This is a genomic window from Streptococcus sp. M143 (assembly GCF_000162495.1).
Taxonomy (GTDB): domain Bacteria; phylum Bacillota; class Bacilli; order Lactobacillales; family Streptococcaceae; genus Streptococcus; species Streptococcus dentisani.
Map to the genome: position 1 here is coordinate 210,420 of NZ_GG730093.1, position 19,392 is coordinate 229,811.

At 42.1% G+C, this 19,392-nt stretch carries 17 protein-coding genes; 14 read left to right on the forward strand and 3 right to left on the reverse strand.

What is annotated here, in order from left to right; genetic code table 11:
• Positions 1–7: 7 nt before the first annotated feature.
• The 7 genes from rplQ (at position 8) to HMPREF0850_RS05340 (ending at position 7,177) form a co-directional block, all read left to right on the forward strand.
• Positions 8–394, forward strand: coding sequence for a 50S ribosomal protein L17 (gene rplQ / locus HMPREF0850_RS05310; RefSeq protein ID WP_000331493.1), 387 nt, complete (start codon positions 8–10; stop codon positions 392–394).
• Positions 395–657: 263 nt separating this feature from the next.
• Positions 658–924 carry an ACT domain-containing protein gene (locus tag HMPREF0850_RS05315; RefSeq protein WP_000644108.1) on the forward strand — a complete coding sequence of 89 codons (267 nt, stop codon included), beginning with the start codon at positions 658–660 and terminating at the stop codon, positions 922–924.
• A 9-nt stretch (positions 925–933) separates the two neighbouring features.
• The gene (locus HMPREF0850_RS05320; protein WP_000354877.1) at positions 934–2,271 is read left to right on the forward strand and encodes a PFL family protein; all 1,338 of its coding nucleotides are present in this window, start codon (positions 934–936) and stop codon (positions 2,269–2,271) included.
• Positions 2,272–2,507: 236 nt separating this feature from the next.
• Entirely contained in the window at positions 2,508–3,200 is a 693-nt protein-coding gene (locus tag HMPREF0850_RS05325) for a histidine phosphatase family protein (RefSeq protein WP_000049295.1), read from the forward strand.
• 158 nt (positions 3,201–3,358) lie between these two features.
• Positions 3,359–5,860 (forward strand): leucine--tRNA ligase, encoded by a 2,502-nt coding sequence (gene leuS, locus HMPREF0850_RS05330; protein WP_000011805.1) that lies wholly within the window; start codon positions 3,359–3,361, stop codon positions 5,858–5,860.
• A gap of 193 nt (positions 5,861–6,053) precedes the next feature.
• Positions 6,054–6,749: a GNAT family N-acetyltransferase gene (locus HMPREF0850_RS05335; protein WP_001144883.1), complete on the forward strand. Its 696-nt coding sequence runs from the start codon at positions 6,054–6,056 to the stop codon at positions 6,747–6,749.
• A gap of 11 nt (positions 6,750–6,760) precedes the next feature.
• A complete protein-coding gene (locus HMPREF0850_RS05340) occupies positions 6,761–7,177 on the forward strand; it encodes a GNAT family N-acetyltransferase (RefSeq protein ID WP_000633852.1) in 417 nt (138 codons plus the stop codon).
• Between the two features lie 391 nt (positions 7,178–7,568).
• Here HMPREF0850_RS05340 and HMPREF0850_RS05345 read toward each other — a convergent pair whose 3' ends face one another.
• Both HMPREF0850_RS05345 and HMPREF0850_RS05350 read right to left on the reverse strand, forming a co-directional pair.
• Positions 7,569–8,447 (reverse strand): AraC family transcriptional regulator, encoded by an 879-nt coding sequence (locus HMPREF0850_RS05345; protein WP_000785196.1) that lies wholly within the window; start codon positions 8,445–8,447, stop codon positions 7,569–7,571.
• A gap of 75 nt (positions 8,448–8,522) precedes the next feature.
• Complete coding sequence (locus HMPREF0850_RS05350; RefSeq protein ID WP_000665261.1) at positions 8,523–9,722, reverse strand: L-lactate MFS transporter; 1,200 nt, start codon at positions 9,720–9,722, stop codon at positions 8,523–8,525.
• 218 nt (positions 9,723–9,940) lie between these two features.
• Here HMPREF0850_RS05350 and HMPREF0850_RS05355 point away from each other — a divergent pair, with 218 nt between their 5' ends.
• From HMPREF0850_RS05355 to HMPREF0850_RS05375, 6 genes are all read left to right on the forward strand, one after another.
• Positions 9,941–10,549, forward strand: coding sequence for an NADPH-dependent FMN reductase (locus tag HMPREF0850_RS05355; protein ID WP_000779601.1), 609 nt, complete (start codon positions 9,941–9,943; stop codon positions 10,547–10,549).
• Positions 10,550–10,574: 25 nt separating this feature from the next.
• Complete coding sequence (locus tag HMPREF0850_RS05360; protein ID WP_000779590.1) at positions 10,575–12,986, forward strand: flavocytochrome c; 2,412 nt, start codon at positions 10,575–10,577, stop codon at positions 12,984–12,986.
• 184 nt (positions 12,987–13,170) lie between these two features.
• The gene (gene ruvB / locus HMPREF0850_RS05365; RefSeq protein WP_000086804.1) at positions 13,171–14,169 is read left to right on the forward strand and encodes a Holliday junction branch migration DNA helicase RuvB; all 999 of its coding nucleotides are present in this window, start codon (positions 13,171–13,173) and stop codon (positions 14,167–14,169) included.
• A 29-nt stretch (positions 14,170–14,198) separates the two neighbouring features.
• The gene (locus tag HMPREF0850_RS0103145) at positions 14,199–14,741 is read left to right on the forward strand and encodes a hypothetical protein (protein ID WP_000600671.1); all 543 of its coding nucleotides are present in this window, start codon (positions 14,199–14,201) and stop codon (positions 14,739–14,741) included.
• 13 nt (positions 14,742–14,754) lie between these two features.
• Positions 14,755–15,318: a nucleotidyltransferase family protein gene (locus HMPREF0850_RS05370; RefSeq protein WP_000908505.1), complete on the forward strand. Its 564-nt coding sequence runs from the start codon at positions 14,755–14,757 to the stop codon at positions 15,316–15,318.
• Between the two features lie 333 nt (positions 15,319–15,651).
• A complete protein-coding gene (locus HMPREF0850_RS05375) occupies positions 15,652–16,656 on the forward strand; it encodes a sugar transferase (RefSeq protein WP_000862849.1) in 1,005 nt (334 codons plus the stop codon).
• A 260-nt stretch (positions 16,657–16,916) separates the two neighbouring features.
• On the opposite strand, the gene HMPREF0850_RS05380 is transcribed toward HMPREF0850_RS05375, so the two are convergent.
• The gene (locus HMPREF0850_RS05380) at positions 16,917–17,330 is read right to left on the reverse strand and encodes an EamA family transporter (protein WP_000264217.1); all 414 of its coding nucleotides are present in this window, start codon (positions 17,328–17,330) and stop codon (positions 16,917–16,919) included.
• A gap of 216 nt (positions 17,331–17,546) precedes the next feature.
• On the opposite strand from HMPREF0850_RS05380, the gene glmS reads away from it, so the two are divergent.
• Entirely contained in the window at positions 17,547–19,355 is a 1,809-nt protein-coding gene (gene glmS, locus HMPREF0850_RS05385) for a glutamine--fructose-6-phosphate transaminase (isomerizing) (protein ID WP_000334309.1), read from the forward strand.
• Positions 19,356–19,392: the final 37 nt, after the last annotated feature.

Consider the following 19,392-nt stretch of genomic DNA (forward strand, 5'->3'; position numbering starts at 1 on the left):
GGAATACATGGCTTACCGTAAACTAGGACGCACTAGCTCACAACGTAAAGCAATGCTTCGCGATTTGACAACTGACCTTTTGATCAACGAATCAATCGTGACAACTGAAGCTCGTGCTAAAGAAATCCGTAAAACTGTTGAAAAAATGATTACTCTAGGTAAACGTGGTGATTTGCATGCACGTCGTCAAGCAGCTGCTTTCGTACGTAATGAAATCGCATCTGAAAACTATGATGAAGCAACTGATAAGTACACTTCTACTACAGCACTTCAAAAATTGTTCTCAGAAATCGCACCTCGTTATGCTGAACGTAACGGTGGATACACTCGTATCCTTAAAACTGAACCACGTCGTGGTGATGCAGCGCCAATGGCGATCATCGAATTAGTATAAAATCATCAATTTTGTTGAGTGTTATGATGATGGAGTCTTGTGCTCTTAGTCTAGCTCTGGTCTACCGCTGGGACTTCGGTCCTAGCGGGAACACTCATCATCATTTGATAGGGTAGACGCTTGTTTACGAAATTGTTTTTTGTTTAAGAACAACTTCGTAAGCAGGCGTTTTTTAGTATTTTCTATGGAAATATGCTATACTAGGAAAAAAGAAAATCAAAAACGTTCAGGTTTTCTCATAATCGTAGAAATGGGGTATAAGGATGAAGGCTATTATTACAGTGGTTGGCAAGGACAAGGCTGGTATTGTTGCAGGCGTGTCTACGAAGATTGCAGAGTTGGGTTTGAATATTGATGATATTTCTCAGACGGTCTTGGATGAATACTTTACCATGATGGCAGTCGTATCAAGTGATGAAAAACAAGATTTTACTTCTCTCAGAAATGAGTTTGAAACTTTCGGTCAGACCTTGAATGTCAAAATCAATATTCAAAGTGCAGCGATTTTTGATGCTATGTACAATATCTAGGAGGTAGCCATGGATATTAGACAAGTTACTGAAACCATTGCCATGATTGAGGAGCAGAACTTTGATATCAGAACCATTACCATGGGAATTTCCCTTTTGGACTGTATTGATCCAGACATCGAACGTGCTGCTGAAAAAATTTACCAAAAAATCACCACTAAAGCTGCAAATCTAGTGGCTGTAGGAGATGAAATTGCTGCAGAACTTGGGATTCCTATTGTCAATAAACGAGTATCGGTGACTCCGATTTCTCTGATTGGGGCAGCGACTGATGCGACGGACTATGTCGTTTTGGCAAAGGCACTTGACAAGGCTGCCAAGGAGATTGGTGTTGACTTTATCGGTGGTTTTTCGGCCTTGGTACAAAAAGGCTACCAAAAAGGAGATGAAATCCTCATCAATTCTATCCCGCGAGCTCTAGCTGAGACAGACAAGGTTTGTTCGTCTGTCAATATCGGCTCAACCAAGTCAGGCATCAACATGACTGCGGTCGCAGATATGGGACGTATTATCAAGGAAACAGCGAGCTTATCGGATATGGGAGCTGCCAAGTTGGTCGTATTTGCTAACGCCGTTGAGGATAATCCTTTTATGGCGGGAGCCTTCCACGGTGTCGGTGAAGCAGATGTTATCATTAATGTCGGGGTTTCGGGTCCTGGAGTTGTCAAGCGTGCTTTGGAAAAAGTTCGTGGACAGAGCTTTGATGTAGTAGCGGAAACAGTCAAGAAAACGGCATTCAAGATAACTCGTATCGGTCAATTAGTTGGTCAGATGGCTAGCGAGAGACTGGGTGTTGATTTTGGAATTGTCGACCTAAGCTTGGCGCCTACCCCTGCGGTTGGTGATTCTGTGGCTCGTGTCCTTGAGGAAATGGGACTAGAAACAGTTGGTACGCATGGGACGACGGCTGCCCTTGCTCTTTTGAATGACCAAGTTAAGAAGGGCGGAGTGATGGCTTGTAACCAAGTCGGTGGCTTGTCAGGTGCTTTTATCCCTGTTTCTGAAGATGAGGGGATGATTGCTGCGGTTCAAAATGGCTCTCTGAATTTAGAGAAACTAGAGGCCATGACAGCTATCTGTTCTGTTGGACTGGATATGATTGCCATTCCGGAAGATACGCCTGCTGAAACCATTGCAGCTATGATTGCGGATGAGGCGGCAATTGGTGTTATTAACATGAAAACAACGGCTGTCCGTATTATTCCAAAGGGCAAAGAAGGCGATATGATTGAGTTTGGTGGCTTGCTAGGAACTGCTCCAGTTATGAAGGTCAACGAGGCTTCGTCTGTTGATTTCATCTCTCGCGGTGGCCAAATTCCTGCGCCAATCCATAGTTTTAAAAATTAATAAAAAAGGGAGAGAATTTAAGTTGAGTTTAAGGATGACTGTGTATACTATAATCATTAAATAAAGATCTCCTAACTTTATTTAATTAGAATCCTAAACTTTTTCATAATAATCTCCTAGAAAAGCTACCATGAGGGTAGCTTTTCTTGTGGAAAAATTACGAGAGCGGGCTTTACTGTTGAAAGCCGAATATTTCTTTGATCCATGATATAATAGAAGAAAATGGAGGATAGAAAATGTCTAAAGTAAGATTGTACTTGGTCCGTCATGGAAAAACGATGTTTAACACGATTGGACGTGCTCAAGGATGGAGTGATACACCTCTGACAACAGAAGGTGAGTTGGGAATCCATGAGCTAGGAATTGGCTTGAGAGAGTCTGGCTTGCAGTTTGACCGAGCTTATTCCAGTGATTCAGGGCGCACTATTCAAACCATGGGAATTATCCTGGAAGAACTTGGCTTGCAGGGGAAAATTCCTTATCGAATGGATAAGCGAATCCGTGAGTGGTGTTTTGGTAGTTTTGATGGAGCCTATGATGGGGACCTCTTTATGGGGTTGATTCCGAGAATTTTCAATGTAGACCATGTTCATCAGTTGTCCTATGCAGAGCTAGCAGAAGGTTTGGTAGAGGTTGATACAGCTGGCTGGGCAGAAGGTTGGGAAAAACTCAGTAGTCGAATCAAGGAAGGCTTTGAAGCGATTGCCAAAGAAATGGAAGAACAAGGTGGGGGCAATGCTCTCGTTGTGAGCCATGGAATGACGATTGGTACCATTGTATATCTGATCAATGGCATGCATCCGCATGGTCTCGATAATGGTAGCGTGACCATTCTTGAATACGAGAACGGTCAGTTTACGGTCCAAATTGTTGGTGACCGTAGCTATCGGGAGCTGGGACGTGAGAAGATGGAAGAAAATAAGCATTGATCAAGGTAGCTCCGCATAGGAGCTATTTTTTATTCAGCTTAGCAAGAGTGTTTTCAGAGCCAATCTTTCTTGATAATGGAGGGGAAAAGATTCTTTCTCGTCTTTCAAATTCCCTCAAAAATGGTATAATAGTAACATCATAAAATTGGAGAAATAGCATGAGTTTTTACAATCATAAGGAAATTGAGCCTAAGTGGCAAAAATACTGGGCTCAACATCACACATTTAAGACAGGAACAGATGCCTCAAAACCGAAGTTCTATGCTCTCGATATGTTCCCATATCCGTCTGGAGCGGGTCTGCACGTAGGACACCCAGAAGGTTATACAGCAACGGATATTCTCAGTCGTTACAAACGTGCGCAAGGCTACAATGTCCTTCACCCAATGGGATGGGATGCCTTTGGTTTGCCAGCTGAGCAGTACGCTATGGACACAGGAAATGACCCAGCGGAATTCACAGCGGAGAACATTGCTAACTTCAAACGTCAAATCAATGCGCTTGGATTCTCTTACGACTGGGATCGTGAAGTCAACACAACAGATCCAAACTACTACAAATGGACTCAGTGGATCTTCACCAAGCTTTACGAAAAAGGCTTGGCCTATGAAGCGGAAGTGCCAGTAAACTGGGTGGAAGAATTGGGAACGGCCATTGCCAACGAAGAAGTCCTTCCAGATGGAACATCTGAGCGTGGGGGTTATCCAGTTGTCCGCAAACCGATGCGCCAATGGATGCTCAAAATCACTGCCTATGCGGAGCGCTTGCTCAATGACTTGGATGAACTTGATTGGCCAGAGTCTATCAAGGACATGCAACGCAACTGGATCGGGAAATCAACTGGTGCCAATGTCACCTTCAAAGTGAAAGGAACAGACAAGGAATTCACCGTCTTTACCACTCGTCCTGACACTCTTTTCGGTGCGACTTTCACTGTCTTAGCTCCTGAGCATGAACTGGTAGATGTCATCACAAGCCCAGAGCAAGCTGATGCAGTTGCGGACTATAAACACCAAGCTAGCCTCAAGTCAGACTTGGCTCGTACTGACCTTGCCAAGGAAAAAACTGGTGTTTGGACAGGTGCTTATGCCATTAACCCTGTAAACGGCAAGGAAATTCCAATCTGGATTGCAGACTATGTTCTTGCTAGCTATGGTACAGGTGCGGTAATGGCTGTACCTGCCCACGACCAACGTGACTGGGAATTTGCCAAACAATTTGACCTACCAATCGTAGAAGTGCTTGAAGGTGGAAATGTAGCAGAAGCTGCCTATACTGAAGACGGTCTTCATGTCAATTCAGGCTTCTTAGATGGGCTGAACAAAGAAGACGCTATTACTAAAATTGTAGCTTGGTTGGAAGAAGCAGGCTGTGGTCAAGAGAAGGTGACCTACCGTCTCCGTGACTGGCTCTTTAGTCGTCAACGTTACTGGGGTGAGCCAATTCCAATCATTCATTGGGAAGATGGGACTTCAACAGCTGTTCCTGAAAGTGAATTGCCACTTGTCTTGCCAGTCACCAAGGATATCCGTCCTTCAGGTACAGGGGAAAGCCCATTGGCTAACTTGACAGACTGGCTTGAAGTGACTCGTGAAGATGGTGTCAAAGGTCGTCGTGAAACAAACACTATGCCACAATGGGCAGGTTCAAGTTGGTACTACCTCCGCTATATCGACCCACATAACACAGAAAAATTGGCCGATGAGGATCTCCTCAAACAATGGTTGCCAGTAGATATCTACGTGGGCGGTGCAGAGCACGCTGTACTTCACTTGCTCTATGCTCGTTTCTGGCACAAATTCCTCTACGATATCGGTGTTGTACCTACTAAAGAGCCATTCCAAAAACTCTTTAACCAAGGGATGATTTTGGGAACCAGCTACCGTGACCACCGTGGCGCTCTTGTGGCGACTGACAAGGTTGAAAAACGTGACGGTTCCTTCTTCCATGTGGAAACAGGAGAAGAACTGGAGCAGGCACCAGCCAAGATGTCTAAATCGCTCAAGAACGTTGTCAACCCAGACGATGTGGTGGAACAATACGGTGCCGATACCCTTCGTGTCTATGAAATGTTCATGGGGCCACTTGATGCTTCCATCGCTTGGTCAGAAGAAGGTCTGGAAGGAAGTCGTAAGTTCCTTGACCGTGTTTACCGTTTGATTACAAGTAAAGAAATCGCTGCGGAAAACAATGGCGCTCTCGACAAGGTTTACAATGAAACAGTCAAATCTGTCACTGAGCAAATCGAGTCCATGAAATTCAATACAGCTATTGCTCAACTCATGGTCTTTGTCAACGCTGCTAACAAGGAAGACAAACTCTATGTGGACTATGCCAAAGGCTTTATCCAATTGATTGCCCCATTTGCACCTCACTTGGCAGAAGAACTCTGGCAAACTGTTGCTGCAACAGGTGAATCCATCTCTTATGTAGCTTGGCCAACATGGGACGAAAGCAAATTGGTTGAAGATGAAATCGAAATCGTCGTCCAAATCAAAGGTAAAGTTCGTGCTAAACTCATGGTCGCTAAAGACCTATCACGCGAAGAATTGCAAGAAATCGCTCTAGCGGATGAAAAAGTCAAAGCGGAAATTGACGGTAAGGAAATCGTGAAGGTGATTAGTGTACCAAATAAATTGGTTAATATTGTTGTGAAATAACCAATTTATTTGCTCATTTGCAACCTCAAACAGTTTCCCAAACTGTTTGAGCCAACTAAACTCGTTAATATCGTTGTGAAATAAGATAGGAATCCTTCAGAGGTAGAATCTGGAGGATTTTTGAATTTTTTCATGAAAGTATGATATACTATGTGCAATTATAAAGTTTGAAAAGCAAAACAAGGAGAAAGCTATGCCAGTAAATGAATATGATCAGATGATTGGTGAGTCAATGGAAGGTTATACTCCAGGTGAATTACCTTCGATTGATTTCTTAGAAGGACGTTATGCTCGGATAGAGGCTCTTTCTGTGGAAAAGCATGCGGAGGATTTGCTAGCTGTTTATGGTCCAGATACTCCTCGGGAGATGTGGACCTACCTTTTTCAGGAGCCAGTGGCAGATATGGAGGAACTGGTTGCCGTTTTAAATCAGATGTTGGCTCGTAAGGACCGTTTTTTCTATGCTATCTTGGATAGGGAGACGGGTAAGGCCTTGGGAACATTTTCGCTTATGCGCATTGACCAGAATAACCGAGTAATAGAAGTGGGTGCTGTCACCTTTTCACCGGCTCTTAAGGGGACGAGGATAGGGACAGAAGCCCAGTATCTCTTGGCTCGCTATGTTTTCGAGGAACTGAACTATCGTCGCTATGAGTGGAAATGCGATGCCTTAAATTTGCCATCAAGACGAGCAGCAGAGCGTTTGGGTTTTGTCTATGAAGGAACCTTCCGCCAGGCCGTCGTTTATAAGGGGCGCACTCGAGATACGGATTGGTTGTCTATGATTGATAAGGACTGGCCCCAATCCAAAACTCGCTTGGAAATGTGGCTGGCTCCTGAAAACTTTGATAAAGATGGACGGCAGTACAAGAGTTTGAGAGAAATCTAAGAGGTGATGACATGATTACCGTTAGAAAGCAAGAATTAGTAAATATAAATGATGTTTTGCATCTCTATCAGGCAGTCGGCTGGACAAATTATACACATCAACCTCAGATGCTGGAGAAGGCCTTGTCTCACTCATTAGCAATTTATCTGGCACTTGATGGTGATGCCGTGGTGGGCTTGGTCCGTTTGGTCGGAGATGGTTTTTCATCGGTTTTTGTTCAGGATTTGATCGTTTTGCCTAGCTATCAGCGCCAAGGGATTGGTAGCGACTTGATGAAAGAGGCTTTAGAGGATTTTAAAGATGCCTATCAAGTCCAACTAGTGACCGAACAGACAGAAAAAAATTTGGGATTCTATCGTTCTCTGGGTTTTGAAACCTTATCTACTTATGATTGTACGGGAATGATTTGGGTGGATCGAAAAAAATAAAAAATTTTGTTTTTTCTTAAGTAAAGTTTAAGCATCCTCGTGTATTATATAGTTATTAGATAAAGACCTCCTAACTTTATTTAATGAAATCCCAAACTTTTCTTTTTCATCATAATCTCCTAAAGAAGTCACCCAATCAGGTGGCTTTTTTGTTGCTTGAGAAAGGAAATTTCATTTGGAAAAAATTTTTCTAAAAAAATGATAAATCAGAAAAAAGTTAAGGTAATTTTAAGTCTCCTCGTGTATCATAAGTCATTAAGTAAAGACCTCCTAACTTTATTTAATGAAATCCTAATCCTTTCTTTTTCATAATAATCTCCCTAAAGAGGCCACCCAATCAGGTGGCTTTTTTGTTTGAAAAAACTCCTTAGAAAAGACTAAGGAGAAAGAATCATGTTTTCTTTCTAAGTTGTTGATTTCGATACTGTCTAGGTGTTAAGTGATAGTGTTGCTTAAATTGACGATTAAAGTTAGAAAGGTTGGTGAAACCGACCTGACAGGCAATTTCTTGAATGCTGAGGTTGGTTTGGACGAGTTTCTCACAGGATTTTTCAAGACGTAACTGGAGCAGGTAGTCCATACAACTGGCTCCAGTATGTTGCTTGAAAATACTCATAAAGTGATTTCTACTATATCCAAATGTTGCAGCTAGTTGTTCGATATGAATGGGTTCTGCATAGTGCTGTTCAAGGTAGCAAATCACTTCTTTTAGTTTTTGGTATTTTTGGTAGGTATCATCTGTATAGTGTCGATTGACGTATCTATACTTAAAGAGAAGATGAAGCAATTCGTATAGTTTAGACTTTATGAGTAGATCGTAGTATATGCCTTTTTCTTCAAGGATAGAAAAGAGGGAAAGAAGGCAGGATTGAATTTGATCATAGGCCTTATCGACTGATGATATTCGAGGAGTGAGGCAAAAGTGGCCAGAGTGGAGGGGTTGGATATAGCGTTGGCTAAAGCTGTCAATTTGACTTCTACCAAGATAATCTAGATGAATCCGAAAGCTGGTAGAAAGTAGTTCTTGATCTTTATGAGAATAGATAGCATGGAGAGAGGTCGGTTGGATAAGAAAAATATCTCCTTCACGACTTTCAAAGCGTTCTGAGTTGATATGAACGATGGCAGAACCCTTTGTAACGTAAATAATCTCTAGTTCAGGATGACAATGATAGATTGTGTCAGGAGACTTTTTGGATAAGATTTGTTTTTCAAAATCATATGGGAAGTCAGATGGGTTATCTCGTAAGAAACGTGAACGATCTGCCATGGTATATCCTCCCAATATACTATTACTACTTTTATTATACCAAAAAAACTTCCTTATCTAGGAAGTTTTCTAGCTTTAAGCTTTCTTTTTCATATAAAAAATAGTAAGCATAAGTCCAATAAAGGCCAAAGCGATAGCAACATAAAAAGCTACACTATAATTTCCATTATTAGCCATTGCCATTTGAACAGCGACTCTGGGAGCGAAAAATGCTGCTAAAGAATATCCAGTGAAGACGATACCGTAGTTGACTCCCTGATTTGCAGGACCATAATTTTCCATGACGATAGATGGGAAGACCCCCATAACACCACCAAAGCAGATACCAAGCCCTATAATTCCTAAGGTAAACCCGAATTGATCAGGGACGATAGTTAGGGAGAATAAAGCTAGGACAATGACAGAATAGATAATCAATAAGGTCTGAGAACGACCAATTTTATCAGAAAGTGATCCCCAGATAAAACGACCACTAGAGTTTGCGATTGAATAAAGAGAGACATAGAGAGCTGCAGTACCAGCAGAGAGTCCAAACATTGATTGACCGATTGGTGATGCCTGAGAGGCAATCATCAAACCAGAAAAGGCGCCGACAAAGAACATGCTAATGATAATGTAAAACAGAGGACTTTGTAGCATTTGTTTCCAGGTTTTATTAGTAGGCTCTTGCTTAGTTTGTACTGGAGCTTTCCAACCTGCTGGTTGGTAGCCGCTTGGAGCTGCCTTGATAAAGAAAATTGCACAAATAATGACGATTATATAAACCAATCCGATTGTCCGAAAGGCGAAGAAGGCATCTTGTTGTTGAATGAGATTGCTCGCGACTGGAGAAGCAATAACCGCAGCAAATCCCATGCCGCCTGTCAGAATTCCAGAGGCTAAGCCACGTTTATCAGGGAAGAGGCGAAGTGAATTGGAGAGGGCTCCTGAATAGGCAAAACCTTGACCAAGTCCAGCCATTAATCCATAGGTCAAATAAAGCATGGCTGGTGAATTGGCATAGCCGGTTAAGTAAAATCCGCTAGCAAATAGGAGAGCGCCGAGGGCAATGGTCCATTTTACATATCCTTTATCAACTAAATAACCTCCTAGAATCATGGGGATAGGGCCAATTGCAGAGTTGATAGCAAATGCTAACATAATATCAGACATGGACCAGCCTGTTGAACTGCTAAGTGGTCCAGAAAAAACAGAAAAGGAATAGACGGCACCTGTGCAAAGAAGAATGGCTGTAGACGCGACTAAAATCCGCCAACGATTGAATGTCTCTTTCATAAAAACATCCTCCGTAAATGTATATTTTTTCACCAAGACTATATCATAGTTAAGGAAGCCGGTCAATAGTTAACGAAGATATTTTGTTAATTTTTTCACGAACTTGTACTAAAGTACGATAATCTGATAGAATAACACGGTCTTTATTATCAAGGATTTACAAGATTTTCTAAAGTAGTATAATGAAAGTAGATTAAATAAATGAAAGGGGTACCAAGATGAAACTAGTTGCTATCGTTGGAACCAATTCGGATCGCTCGACCAATCGGAAACTCTTGAAATTTATGCAAAAGCACTTTTCGGATAAAGCCGACATTGAGGTATTGGAAATCAAACAATTGCCAGCATTTAACGAACCTGAGGACAAGCAAGCGCCAGCTGAAGTTCAAGCTTTTTCAGAAAAAATTCTTGCCGCAGATGGTGTGATTATTTCAACACCTGAGTACGACCACACGATACCAGCACCTTTGGCCTCTGCTTTAGAGTGGATTGCTTATACCAGTCGTGCCTTGGTTAACAAACCAACGATGATTGTCGGAGCTTCTCTCGGTTTGCTAGGAACATCTAGAGCGCAGGCACATTTACGTCAGATTTTAGATGCGCCGGAGCTTAAAGCAAGAGTTATGCCTGGTACAGAGTTCTTTCTAGGTCATTCTGAGCAAGTTCTAGATGATGAGTGTCATTTGAACAATCCAGAAAAGGTTGCAGAACTGGAAGAACATTTTTCAGAATTTCAAAATTTTGTTGAACTAACAAAAGCTTTAGTAAAACCTGAAGATACAAATCGAAAAAAATCATTCATCTGGGAAGAATGGTTGAAAGCATAGGTATTTCAAGAAAGGAGAACAATCCATGAAATTAGTAGCTATTGTTGGGACTAATGCAAAAAAATCCTATAATCGCAACCTGTTGCAATTTATGAAAAGACATTTTGCTCAGAAAGCGGATATTGAGATTTTAGAAATAACAGATGTACCAATGTTCAATGAAACAGATGATCAAACAGATACACCTATTATTCAGAAGTTTAATCAAGCTATTTCAGAAGCTGATGGTGTCATTATCTCGACACCCGAGCACAATCATACGATTCCATCAAGTTTGAATAGCTTGCTCGAGTGGTTGTCTTTTAACATTCATCCACTAGACGGAAAGCCGACAATGATTGTCGGAGCTTCTTACGATATTCAAGGTTCTTCACGTGCCCAACTTCATCTTCGTCAGATTTTGGATGCTCCTGGGGTAAATGCAACAGTCATGCCAGGTAGTGAGTTTTTACTTGGTCGAGCGCATCGAGCGTTTGATGATAATGGAGATTTGATTGAGGAGCGAACCGTTGATTTCCTAGATAGTTGTTTTTATCGCTTCCTTCGCTTTGTATCTGTTGCAAACCAACTAAACCTTCCTGAAGAAGTCCGCTTTGAACCGGGGACTTACCATGTTACAACTGAAGGCCATAATGGTAAATTGCCGATGGATGTAACGGTTTCTGAGGACCGTATTGAAAAAATTGAAATCGATTCTTCTGGAGAATCTTCAGGAATCGCAGATGTCGTCTTTACCCGTATTCCAGCAGAAATCATTGAGGGGCAAACATTAAATGTTGATGCGGTGTCAGGAGCTTCTGTGACTTCAAATGGTGTCTTGGACGGAGTTGCTCGCGCAGTCAAACAAGCTGGTGCAAATCCAGATGTTTTACGCAAGCGTTCAAAAGCGCCATCTGCCCTAGATAAAGAAGATAAGACCTATCAGGCAGACGTTGTCATCGTTGGAGGTGGAGGAGCTGGTTTAGCTGCGGCTGCTGCAGTCTTACAAGCGGGTAAGAAGCCGATTATTGTTGAGAAATTCCCTGCAATTGGAGGAAATACTGTTCGTGCAGGTGGTCCAATGAATGCACCAGATCCAGCATGGCAAGGAACCTTCGCAGCTCATCCAGGTGAGGCTCATACGCTTCAAGAATTGATTGCGACAGATGAATCAACGATTGACCCAGAATATCTAGAGGACTTTAGAGCCTTGAAAGTTGAGGTTGAACAGTATTTGCAGGATCCGAGCTATTTGTTCGATTCTATCTTGCTCTATCGTATCCAAACCTATATCGGTGGGAAACGAAAAGATTTACAAGGAAATGAAATTCATGGCCAGTATGATTTGGTTTCTGTATTAACCGAACGAGCCCTAGAGTCTGTTCGCTGGTTGGAAGACATCGGCGTTGAATTTGTTCGTAGTGAAGTGACAATGCCAGTTGGAGCCCTTTGGCGTCGTGGCCATAAGCCGGTTCAACCAATGGGGTATGCCTTTATATCTGTCCTACAAAAATATGTTCTAGAACATGGTGGCAAGATTTTGACAGATTCTCCAGTTAAAGAATTGCTTGTAAAAGACGGGGCTGTCAAGGGTGTCAAAGCAGAAGGTCGAAATGGTCAAACCATCATTGTCAATGCAGATGCTGTTGTTCTAGCTTCTGGAGGATTTGGTGCCAATACAAAGATGCTACAAAAATACAATACCTACTGGACTGAAATTGCAGATGATATTGCCACATCTAATACACCAGCTGTAACAGGAGATGGTATTCTTTTAGGGCAAAGTGTAGGTGCAGATTTGGTGGGTATGGGCTTTAGTCAAATGATGCCAGTATCCGATCCAGTAACAGGTGCCCTCTTCTCAGGACTTCAAGTTCCTCCAGCTAACTTCATCATGGTAAATACTGAAGGGAAGCGCTTTGTAGATGAGTACGGTAGCCGAGACAAGCTATCTCAAGCAGCGATTGATAATGGAGGCTTGTTCTATCTAATCGCAGATGAACGTATCAAGGCAACAGCCTACAACACTAGCCAAGAAAAAATCGATGCCCAAGTCAAAGCAGGCACTCTCTATCGTGCAGATACGATAGAAGAGTTAGCGGTTCAGATTGGTATGGATCCACAGGTGTTAGCAGATACAATCAAGAAGTACAATTCTTATGTTGATGCAGGATTTGACCCTGAATTCAATAAAGGTAGTTTTGATCTCAAGTGTGAGGTTGCACCATTTTACGCAACACCGAGAAAACCAGCCGTTCACCATACAATGGGTGGACTCAAGATTGATACTTCAACACACGTTTTGAATGAAAACGGGCAGATTATCCCTGGTTTGTATGCTGCTGGAGAAGTCGCAGGTGGACTCCATGCAGGTAACCGTCTAGGAGGAAATTCGCTTACGGATATCTTTACTTTTGGACGTATTGCAGGTCAAACAGCTGTTAAAGAAAATTGTTAGTGATTGATTTAAAAATTAAGGGAATTTTAAGTCTCCTCGTGTATCATATAGCCATTAGATAAAGACCTCCTAACTTTATTTAATGAAATCCTAATCCTTTCTTTTTCATAATAATCTCCCTAAAGAGGCCACCCAATCAGGTGGCTTTTTTGTTTGTGGCTTGGATTTTTGCTATAATAGGAACATGAGTAGAATTTTAGACAATGAGATAATGGGGGACGAGGAGTTAGTAGAACGTACGCTCCGTCCTCAGTATTTACGTGAATATATTGGGCAGGATAAGGTCAAGGACCAGCTGCAAATCTTTATCGAAGCTGCCAAAATGCGGGATGAAGCACTGGATCATGTGCTCTTATTTGGGCCTCCAGGTTTGGGGAAAACGACCATGGCCTTTGTCATTGCTAATGAACTAGGAGTCAATCTCAAGCAAACGTCTGGCCCTGTCATTGAAAAAGCGGGTGATCTGGTAGCGATTTTGAATGATTTGGAGCCCGGGGACGTCCTCTTTATTGACGAGATCCATCGCTTGCCCATGTCGGTGGAAGAGGTGCTTTATAGTGCCATGGAGGACTTCTACATTGATATCATGATTGGGGCTGGAGAGGGCAGTCGCAGTGTCCATTTGGATTTGCCACCATTCACCTTGATTGGTGCAACGACACGTGCGGGGATGCTCTCAAATCCGCTACGGGCACGTTTTGGGATTACAGGTCATATGGAATACTATGCCCACGCTGACTTGACGGAAATTGTTGAACGGACGGCAGATATTTTTGAGATGGAAATCACTCATGAGGCAGCTTCGGAGTTGGCCTTACGCAGTCGTGGAACTCCTCGTATCGCCAATCGTCTCCTCAAGCGCGTGCGCGACTTTGCCCAGATTATGGGGAATGGGGTTATCGATGATGTTATTACCGATAAGGCCTTGACTATGCTGGATGTAGACCACGAAGGGTTAGACTATGTGGACCAGAAAATCCTTCGTACCATGATTGAGATGTACGGTGGTGGTCCTGTCGGTCTAGGAACCCTCTCTGTTAATATTGCCGAGGAGCGTGAGACGGTAGAGGACATGTACGAACCCTACCTCATCCAGAAAGGTTTTATCATGCGGACACGGTCTGGACGGGTTGCAACGGCTAAGGCCTACGAGCATTTGGGCTATGAATACAGTGAGAAATAATCCATTCTAGTCGAAAGAAAGGAATACTAATGATACTGATATTTTTGCTACTTCTTATAGCCTTACCTTTAATATTTCTATTATTAATCCTATTCGCATTTATAAAGAATAAAAAAATCGGATTTAGCTTGCTTTTCTTGCTTTTTATAGGACTCGTATTCTATATTTATAATAGTTATTATACTCTACAGTCAGGACAAAGTGTCAAAATACATATAGGTATAGCAAACGAAGCACTAGATCCTCGGACCGAACTCTATCTAGTAAAAAAAGATACAAATGAACTACTTTTAACTGGACAAAAAATCTGGACACTTAGAGACAGTGACTTGTGGTATGATGTTGAGGAACAGCGTATCTCTCGTAGTAAAGTTAATGAAGATAGAGAAATTGTAAAGGAATATGTTGATAATAGATTTTCAAATGATTTATATATTAGTGAAAAGGGTTTGATAGCAAGGTATAAGGGAGAGAATGTATTTGATGTGACTAGTAGCGAACCATTTGATATTACCCTTACTAATGTAGGTAACGAGCCAGTTACTTTTACAGCCCATGTAGTTTATCGATGAAAACGGAGTAATTATGCTTATCAGACAAGATCTTTTACAAGCGATCCAATTAAACACAGATTTGATGAAAATCTTAATCATCATCCGTAACCTTGGTCTGAAAGACTCTTGGTTAGCAGCAGGTTCCATCAGAAATTTCATTTGGAATCTCTTGTCAGATAAATCGCCTTTTGACCGTGAGACGGATGTGGATGTGATTTTCTTTGATCCAGATATTTCTTATGAGGAAACAGTATCCCTAGAGAAAAAGCTGAGAGAAGATTTCCCTCAGTATCAGTGGGAGTTGAAAAATCAGGTCTATATGCATCAGCACAGTCCCCACACTGTGCCCTATACGAGTTCTCGTGATGCCATGAGTAAATATCCGGAGCGCTGTACGGCGGTAGGACTTCGCTTGAATGAAGATTCCACTTTAGAGCTTTTTGCCCCCTATGGACTCGAGGATATCTTGAACTTTCAAGTTCATCCGACTCCTCACTTCTTAGAAAATGAAGACCGAATGAAACTCTATCAAACACGATTATCCAAGAAAAATTGGCAAGAAAAATGGAAAAATCTCACTTTCTCGAATCTTTGAAAAGAAGTTAGTGACTTGATTACATAAAAATTCTATATGTGAGCTTGTAGTCATCACAAGATAAACAGAGAAATCTAAAGATGCAAAAAATTATATAGTCAACAGGAACAACTCATTCAATCTATCATAGCTAACAAAGGTACCGAATTTGTGAGATTGAGTGAGAAAAACATCTATTAAGGCTATCCTTATTGTTCTTGGAAGACAAGACTCCTGGAAAATTATCCCAAGTAACTAACTTGAGCTTGAAAATTGGCATGTAAACGCTTTTGAAAAGTCGTAAATTATGATACAATGTTTAGAGAAATTACTGAGACGAGGATTTAGAAAACAATGAAAGTACATTTCACAAATTTATTTGGGCAAGCATCAACGAGTGTTGCCTTGATGGCGCAGAACAATGTCATGAAAATTGTTCGAGACTTTGGAGTTAACGAACTGGGGATATATTTTTATGATGCAAGCCATGAACCGTGGGAAGAACTGAACTCGCGGATGGATGGAATTGTCGCGGGGGTATCTTATGGAGATGTCGTTTTTTTCCAATCTCCTTCATGGAATAGTGTTGAATGGGACAATCACTTGATAGAAAAGTTAAAGCTTTCTCATGTAAAAATGGTGATGTTTATCCATGATGTTCAGCCACTAATGTTTGAGAGCAATTATTATCTTATGAAGGCCCACATTGACATGTATAATAAATGTGATGTGGTGGTAGTACCATCCGAACAAATGTACCAGAAACTCGTTTCAGAAGGATTAACCGTCAAGAACTACGTTGTTCAAACACTCTGGGATCTTCCCCATGGTTTGGAACTCTATACTCCAAAATTTGAGAAAAAATTAATCTTCTCAGGGGATCCATCTCGTTTTCCACATATTGTTGACTGGAAACACAGTACCCCCCTTCATGTTTATGCTACGAGAGCAGAGGGAGTAGATTATTCCAAAGTCCATCTTGAGGGGTGGCGAACTCAGCAGGAATTATTGTTGGAGTTGTCTAAAGGAGGAGGTTTTGGCCTAGTATGGGGAAATTCCGAAAATCCTGCGGAAGAGCGTGACTACTACAAAGAAAATGTTTCTTATAAGTTGACAACTTATCTGGCCGCGGGTATTCCTGTGGTTGTGCCAGACTATCTTTCTAATGTGGACTATATCCGTGAGAAAGGTTTGGGCTTTGTCGTGTCCAGCTTGGAAGAAGCTAGCCGCGTGGTTCAGGAATGTACGGAAGAAGAGTATGATCAAATGGTCACAAGAGCAAAATACACAGCTTACTTAATTAAAAATGGTTATTTCACAAAGAAATTGTTTATTGATTCCATGATGCTCTTAGATTAGTCAAAAGTCGGTCATCAGTTTACCATATTCAGATTTAGAAAGGCAAAATTTCAAGTCGAAGTTAGCCGCCTGAGATAATTAGTTTTTTGTCAACTGTGTAGTGGGGTGATGAAAAACCACATGGAGGGAACCAATTTGGTTCTCTCCTTTTTGCTAGACGCTTGAAGCTGATTTCCTGTACTTATAAATTTAGACGTAACAAAATCCCCCAAAAACTATCTAACTTTTTTGGGGAAGGTCATATATGGAGGGGGAGAGGATTACAAAATCATCACCAAGGTTCCAATCGTAATCAGGATACAGCCAATGATTGTTTTAAACGTCAGGACATCCTGTAGCAAGAAAAAGGCTAAAACGAGTGTAATGACGAGACTAAACTTATCGACAGCAGATACCTCAGTCGCATTACCCATCTGCAAGGCCTTGTAGTAGCAGAGCCAGGAGGCACCTGTTGCCAATTCAGATAGGATGAGAAAGAGCCAACTTTTTCTACTGATGTTGACAATTTCAGTCTGACTATTGGTCAGGAAAACCATAGACCAAGCCATAAGAATGACGACGACCGTACGAATGGCTGTTGCTAGATTGGACGGCACTCCCTCAATCCCAATTTTGGCTAAAATAGAAGTTAAGGCTGCAAAGACAGCAGATAAAAGTGCGAAGAAAAACCACATGGTAACCACCTCCTCTCTCTATTATAAGTAATCGAATCCTACTTGTCAGTTCTCAAGTGAAATCGCGCTCTACTGGTATTTCAAAAAAACTATACCAATTTTTATGCTTGACAAGAAAGAAAAACAAGTATATACTGTCTTTGCTGGTTCTGTAAAAGGAAAATCAGACTATACCAATTTAAGGAGAAAGCACAGCTGGTCTGTGTCGTATATACTATGTGTGGAATTGTCGGTGTTGTTGGAAACACAAATGCAACTGATATTTTGATTCAAGGACTTGAAAAGCTCGAATACCGTGGCTATGATTCTGCGGGAATTTTTGTCCTAGGTGGTGCTGAAAATCACCTAGTCAAGGCTGTAGGGCGTATCGCAGAATTGTCTGCTAAAACTACTGGCGTTGAGGGAACAACTGGTATCGGACATACGCGTTGGGCGACTCATGGGAAACCAACCGAGGACAATGCTCACCCACATCGCTCTGAGACTGAACGTTTTGTCTTGGTGCACAATGGAGTGATTGAGAACTACCTCGAAATCAAGGAAGAATACCTTGCAGGTCACCACTTCAAGGGGCAAACAGATACGGAAATCGCCGTTCACTTGATTGGAAAATTTGCGGAAGAAGATGGTCTCTCAGTTCTTGAAGCCTTCAAAAAAGCCCTTCACATCATCCGTGGTTCTTATGCCTTCGCCTTGATTGACTCTGAAAATCCAGATGTCATCTATGTCGCTAAGAACAAATCACCACTTTTGATTGGTCTTGGAGATGGCTACAATATGGTCTGCTCAGATGCTATGGCAATGATTCGTGAGACCAACCAATACATGGAAATTCATGACCAAGAGTTGGTAATTGTCAAGGCTGACAGTGTTGAAGTGCAAGACTATGATGGCAATAGCCGTGAGCGTGCTAGCTACACTGCTGAACTTGATTTGTCTGATATCGGTAAGGGAACTTACCCTTACTATATGCTCAAGGAAATCGATGAGCAACCAACGGTGATGCGTAAACTCATTCAAGCCTACACGGATGAGGTGGGTCAAGTAGTGGTAGACCCAGCTATCATCAAGGCTGTTCAAGAGGCGGATCGCATCTACATCCTTGCGGCTGGAACTTCTTACCACGCAGGATTTGCTTCTAAGAAGATGCTGGAAGAATTGACGGATACACCAGTGGAGCTTGGAATCTCATCTGAGTGGGGCTACGGTATGCCACTTCTCAGCAAGAAACCTCTCTTCATCTTCATCAGCCAGTCTGGTGAAACAGCGGATAGCCGTCAGGTTTTGGTCAAGGCCAATGAAATGGGGATTCCAAGCTTGACAGTTACAAACGTGCCAGGATCAACTCTTTCACGTGAAGCCAACCATACCATGCTCCTTCACGCGGGTCCTGAAATCGCGGTGGCTTCAACTAAGGCTTATACAGCGCAAATTGCAGCCCTTGCCTTTCTTGCAAAAGCAGTTGGAGAAGCAAATGGCAATGCTAAAGCACAAGCTTTTGATCTGATTCGTGAGTTGTCTATCGTGGCTCAGTCTATCGAAGCAACTCTTTCTGAGAAAGAAACGATTGATACTAAAGTTCGTGAGCTTCTTGAAACCACTCGCAACGCTTTTTACATCGGACGTGGTCAAGACTACTATGTAGCCATGGAAGCTAGTCTCAAGCTCAAAGAGATTTCTTACATCCAGTGTGAAGGTTTTGCGGCTGGAGAACTCAAGCACGGAACCATTGCCTTGATTGAAGAAGGAACGCCTGTCTTGGCCCTCTTGTCAGATCCGGTCCTTGCCAACCATACTCGTGGAAATATCCAAGAGGTCGCAGCCCGTGGTGCCAAGGTTCTCACTATTGCAGAAGAGAATGTTGCCAAAGATACAGACGATATCGTCCTAACGACCGTCCACCCTTACCTCTCACCAATCTCAATGGTCGTACCAACGCAATTAGTCGCTTACTTTGCAACACTCCACCGTGGCCTTGATGTGGACAAACCACGTAACCTTGCTAAGTCAGTAACTGTGGAATAAGACTGAGTATAAATAATTCTTATCAAGCTTATAAAAA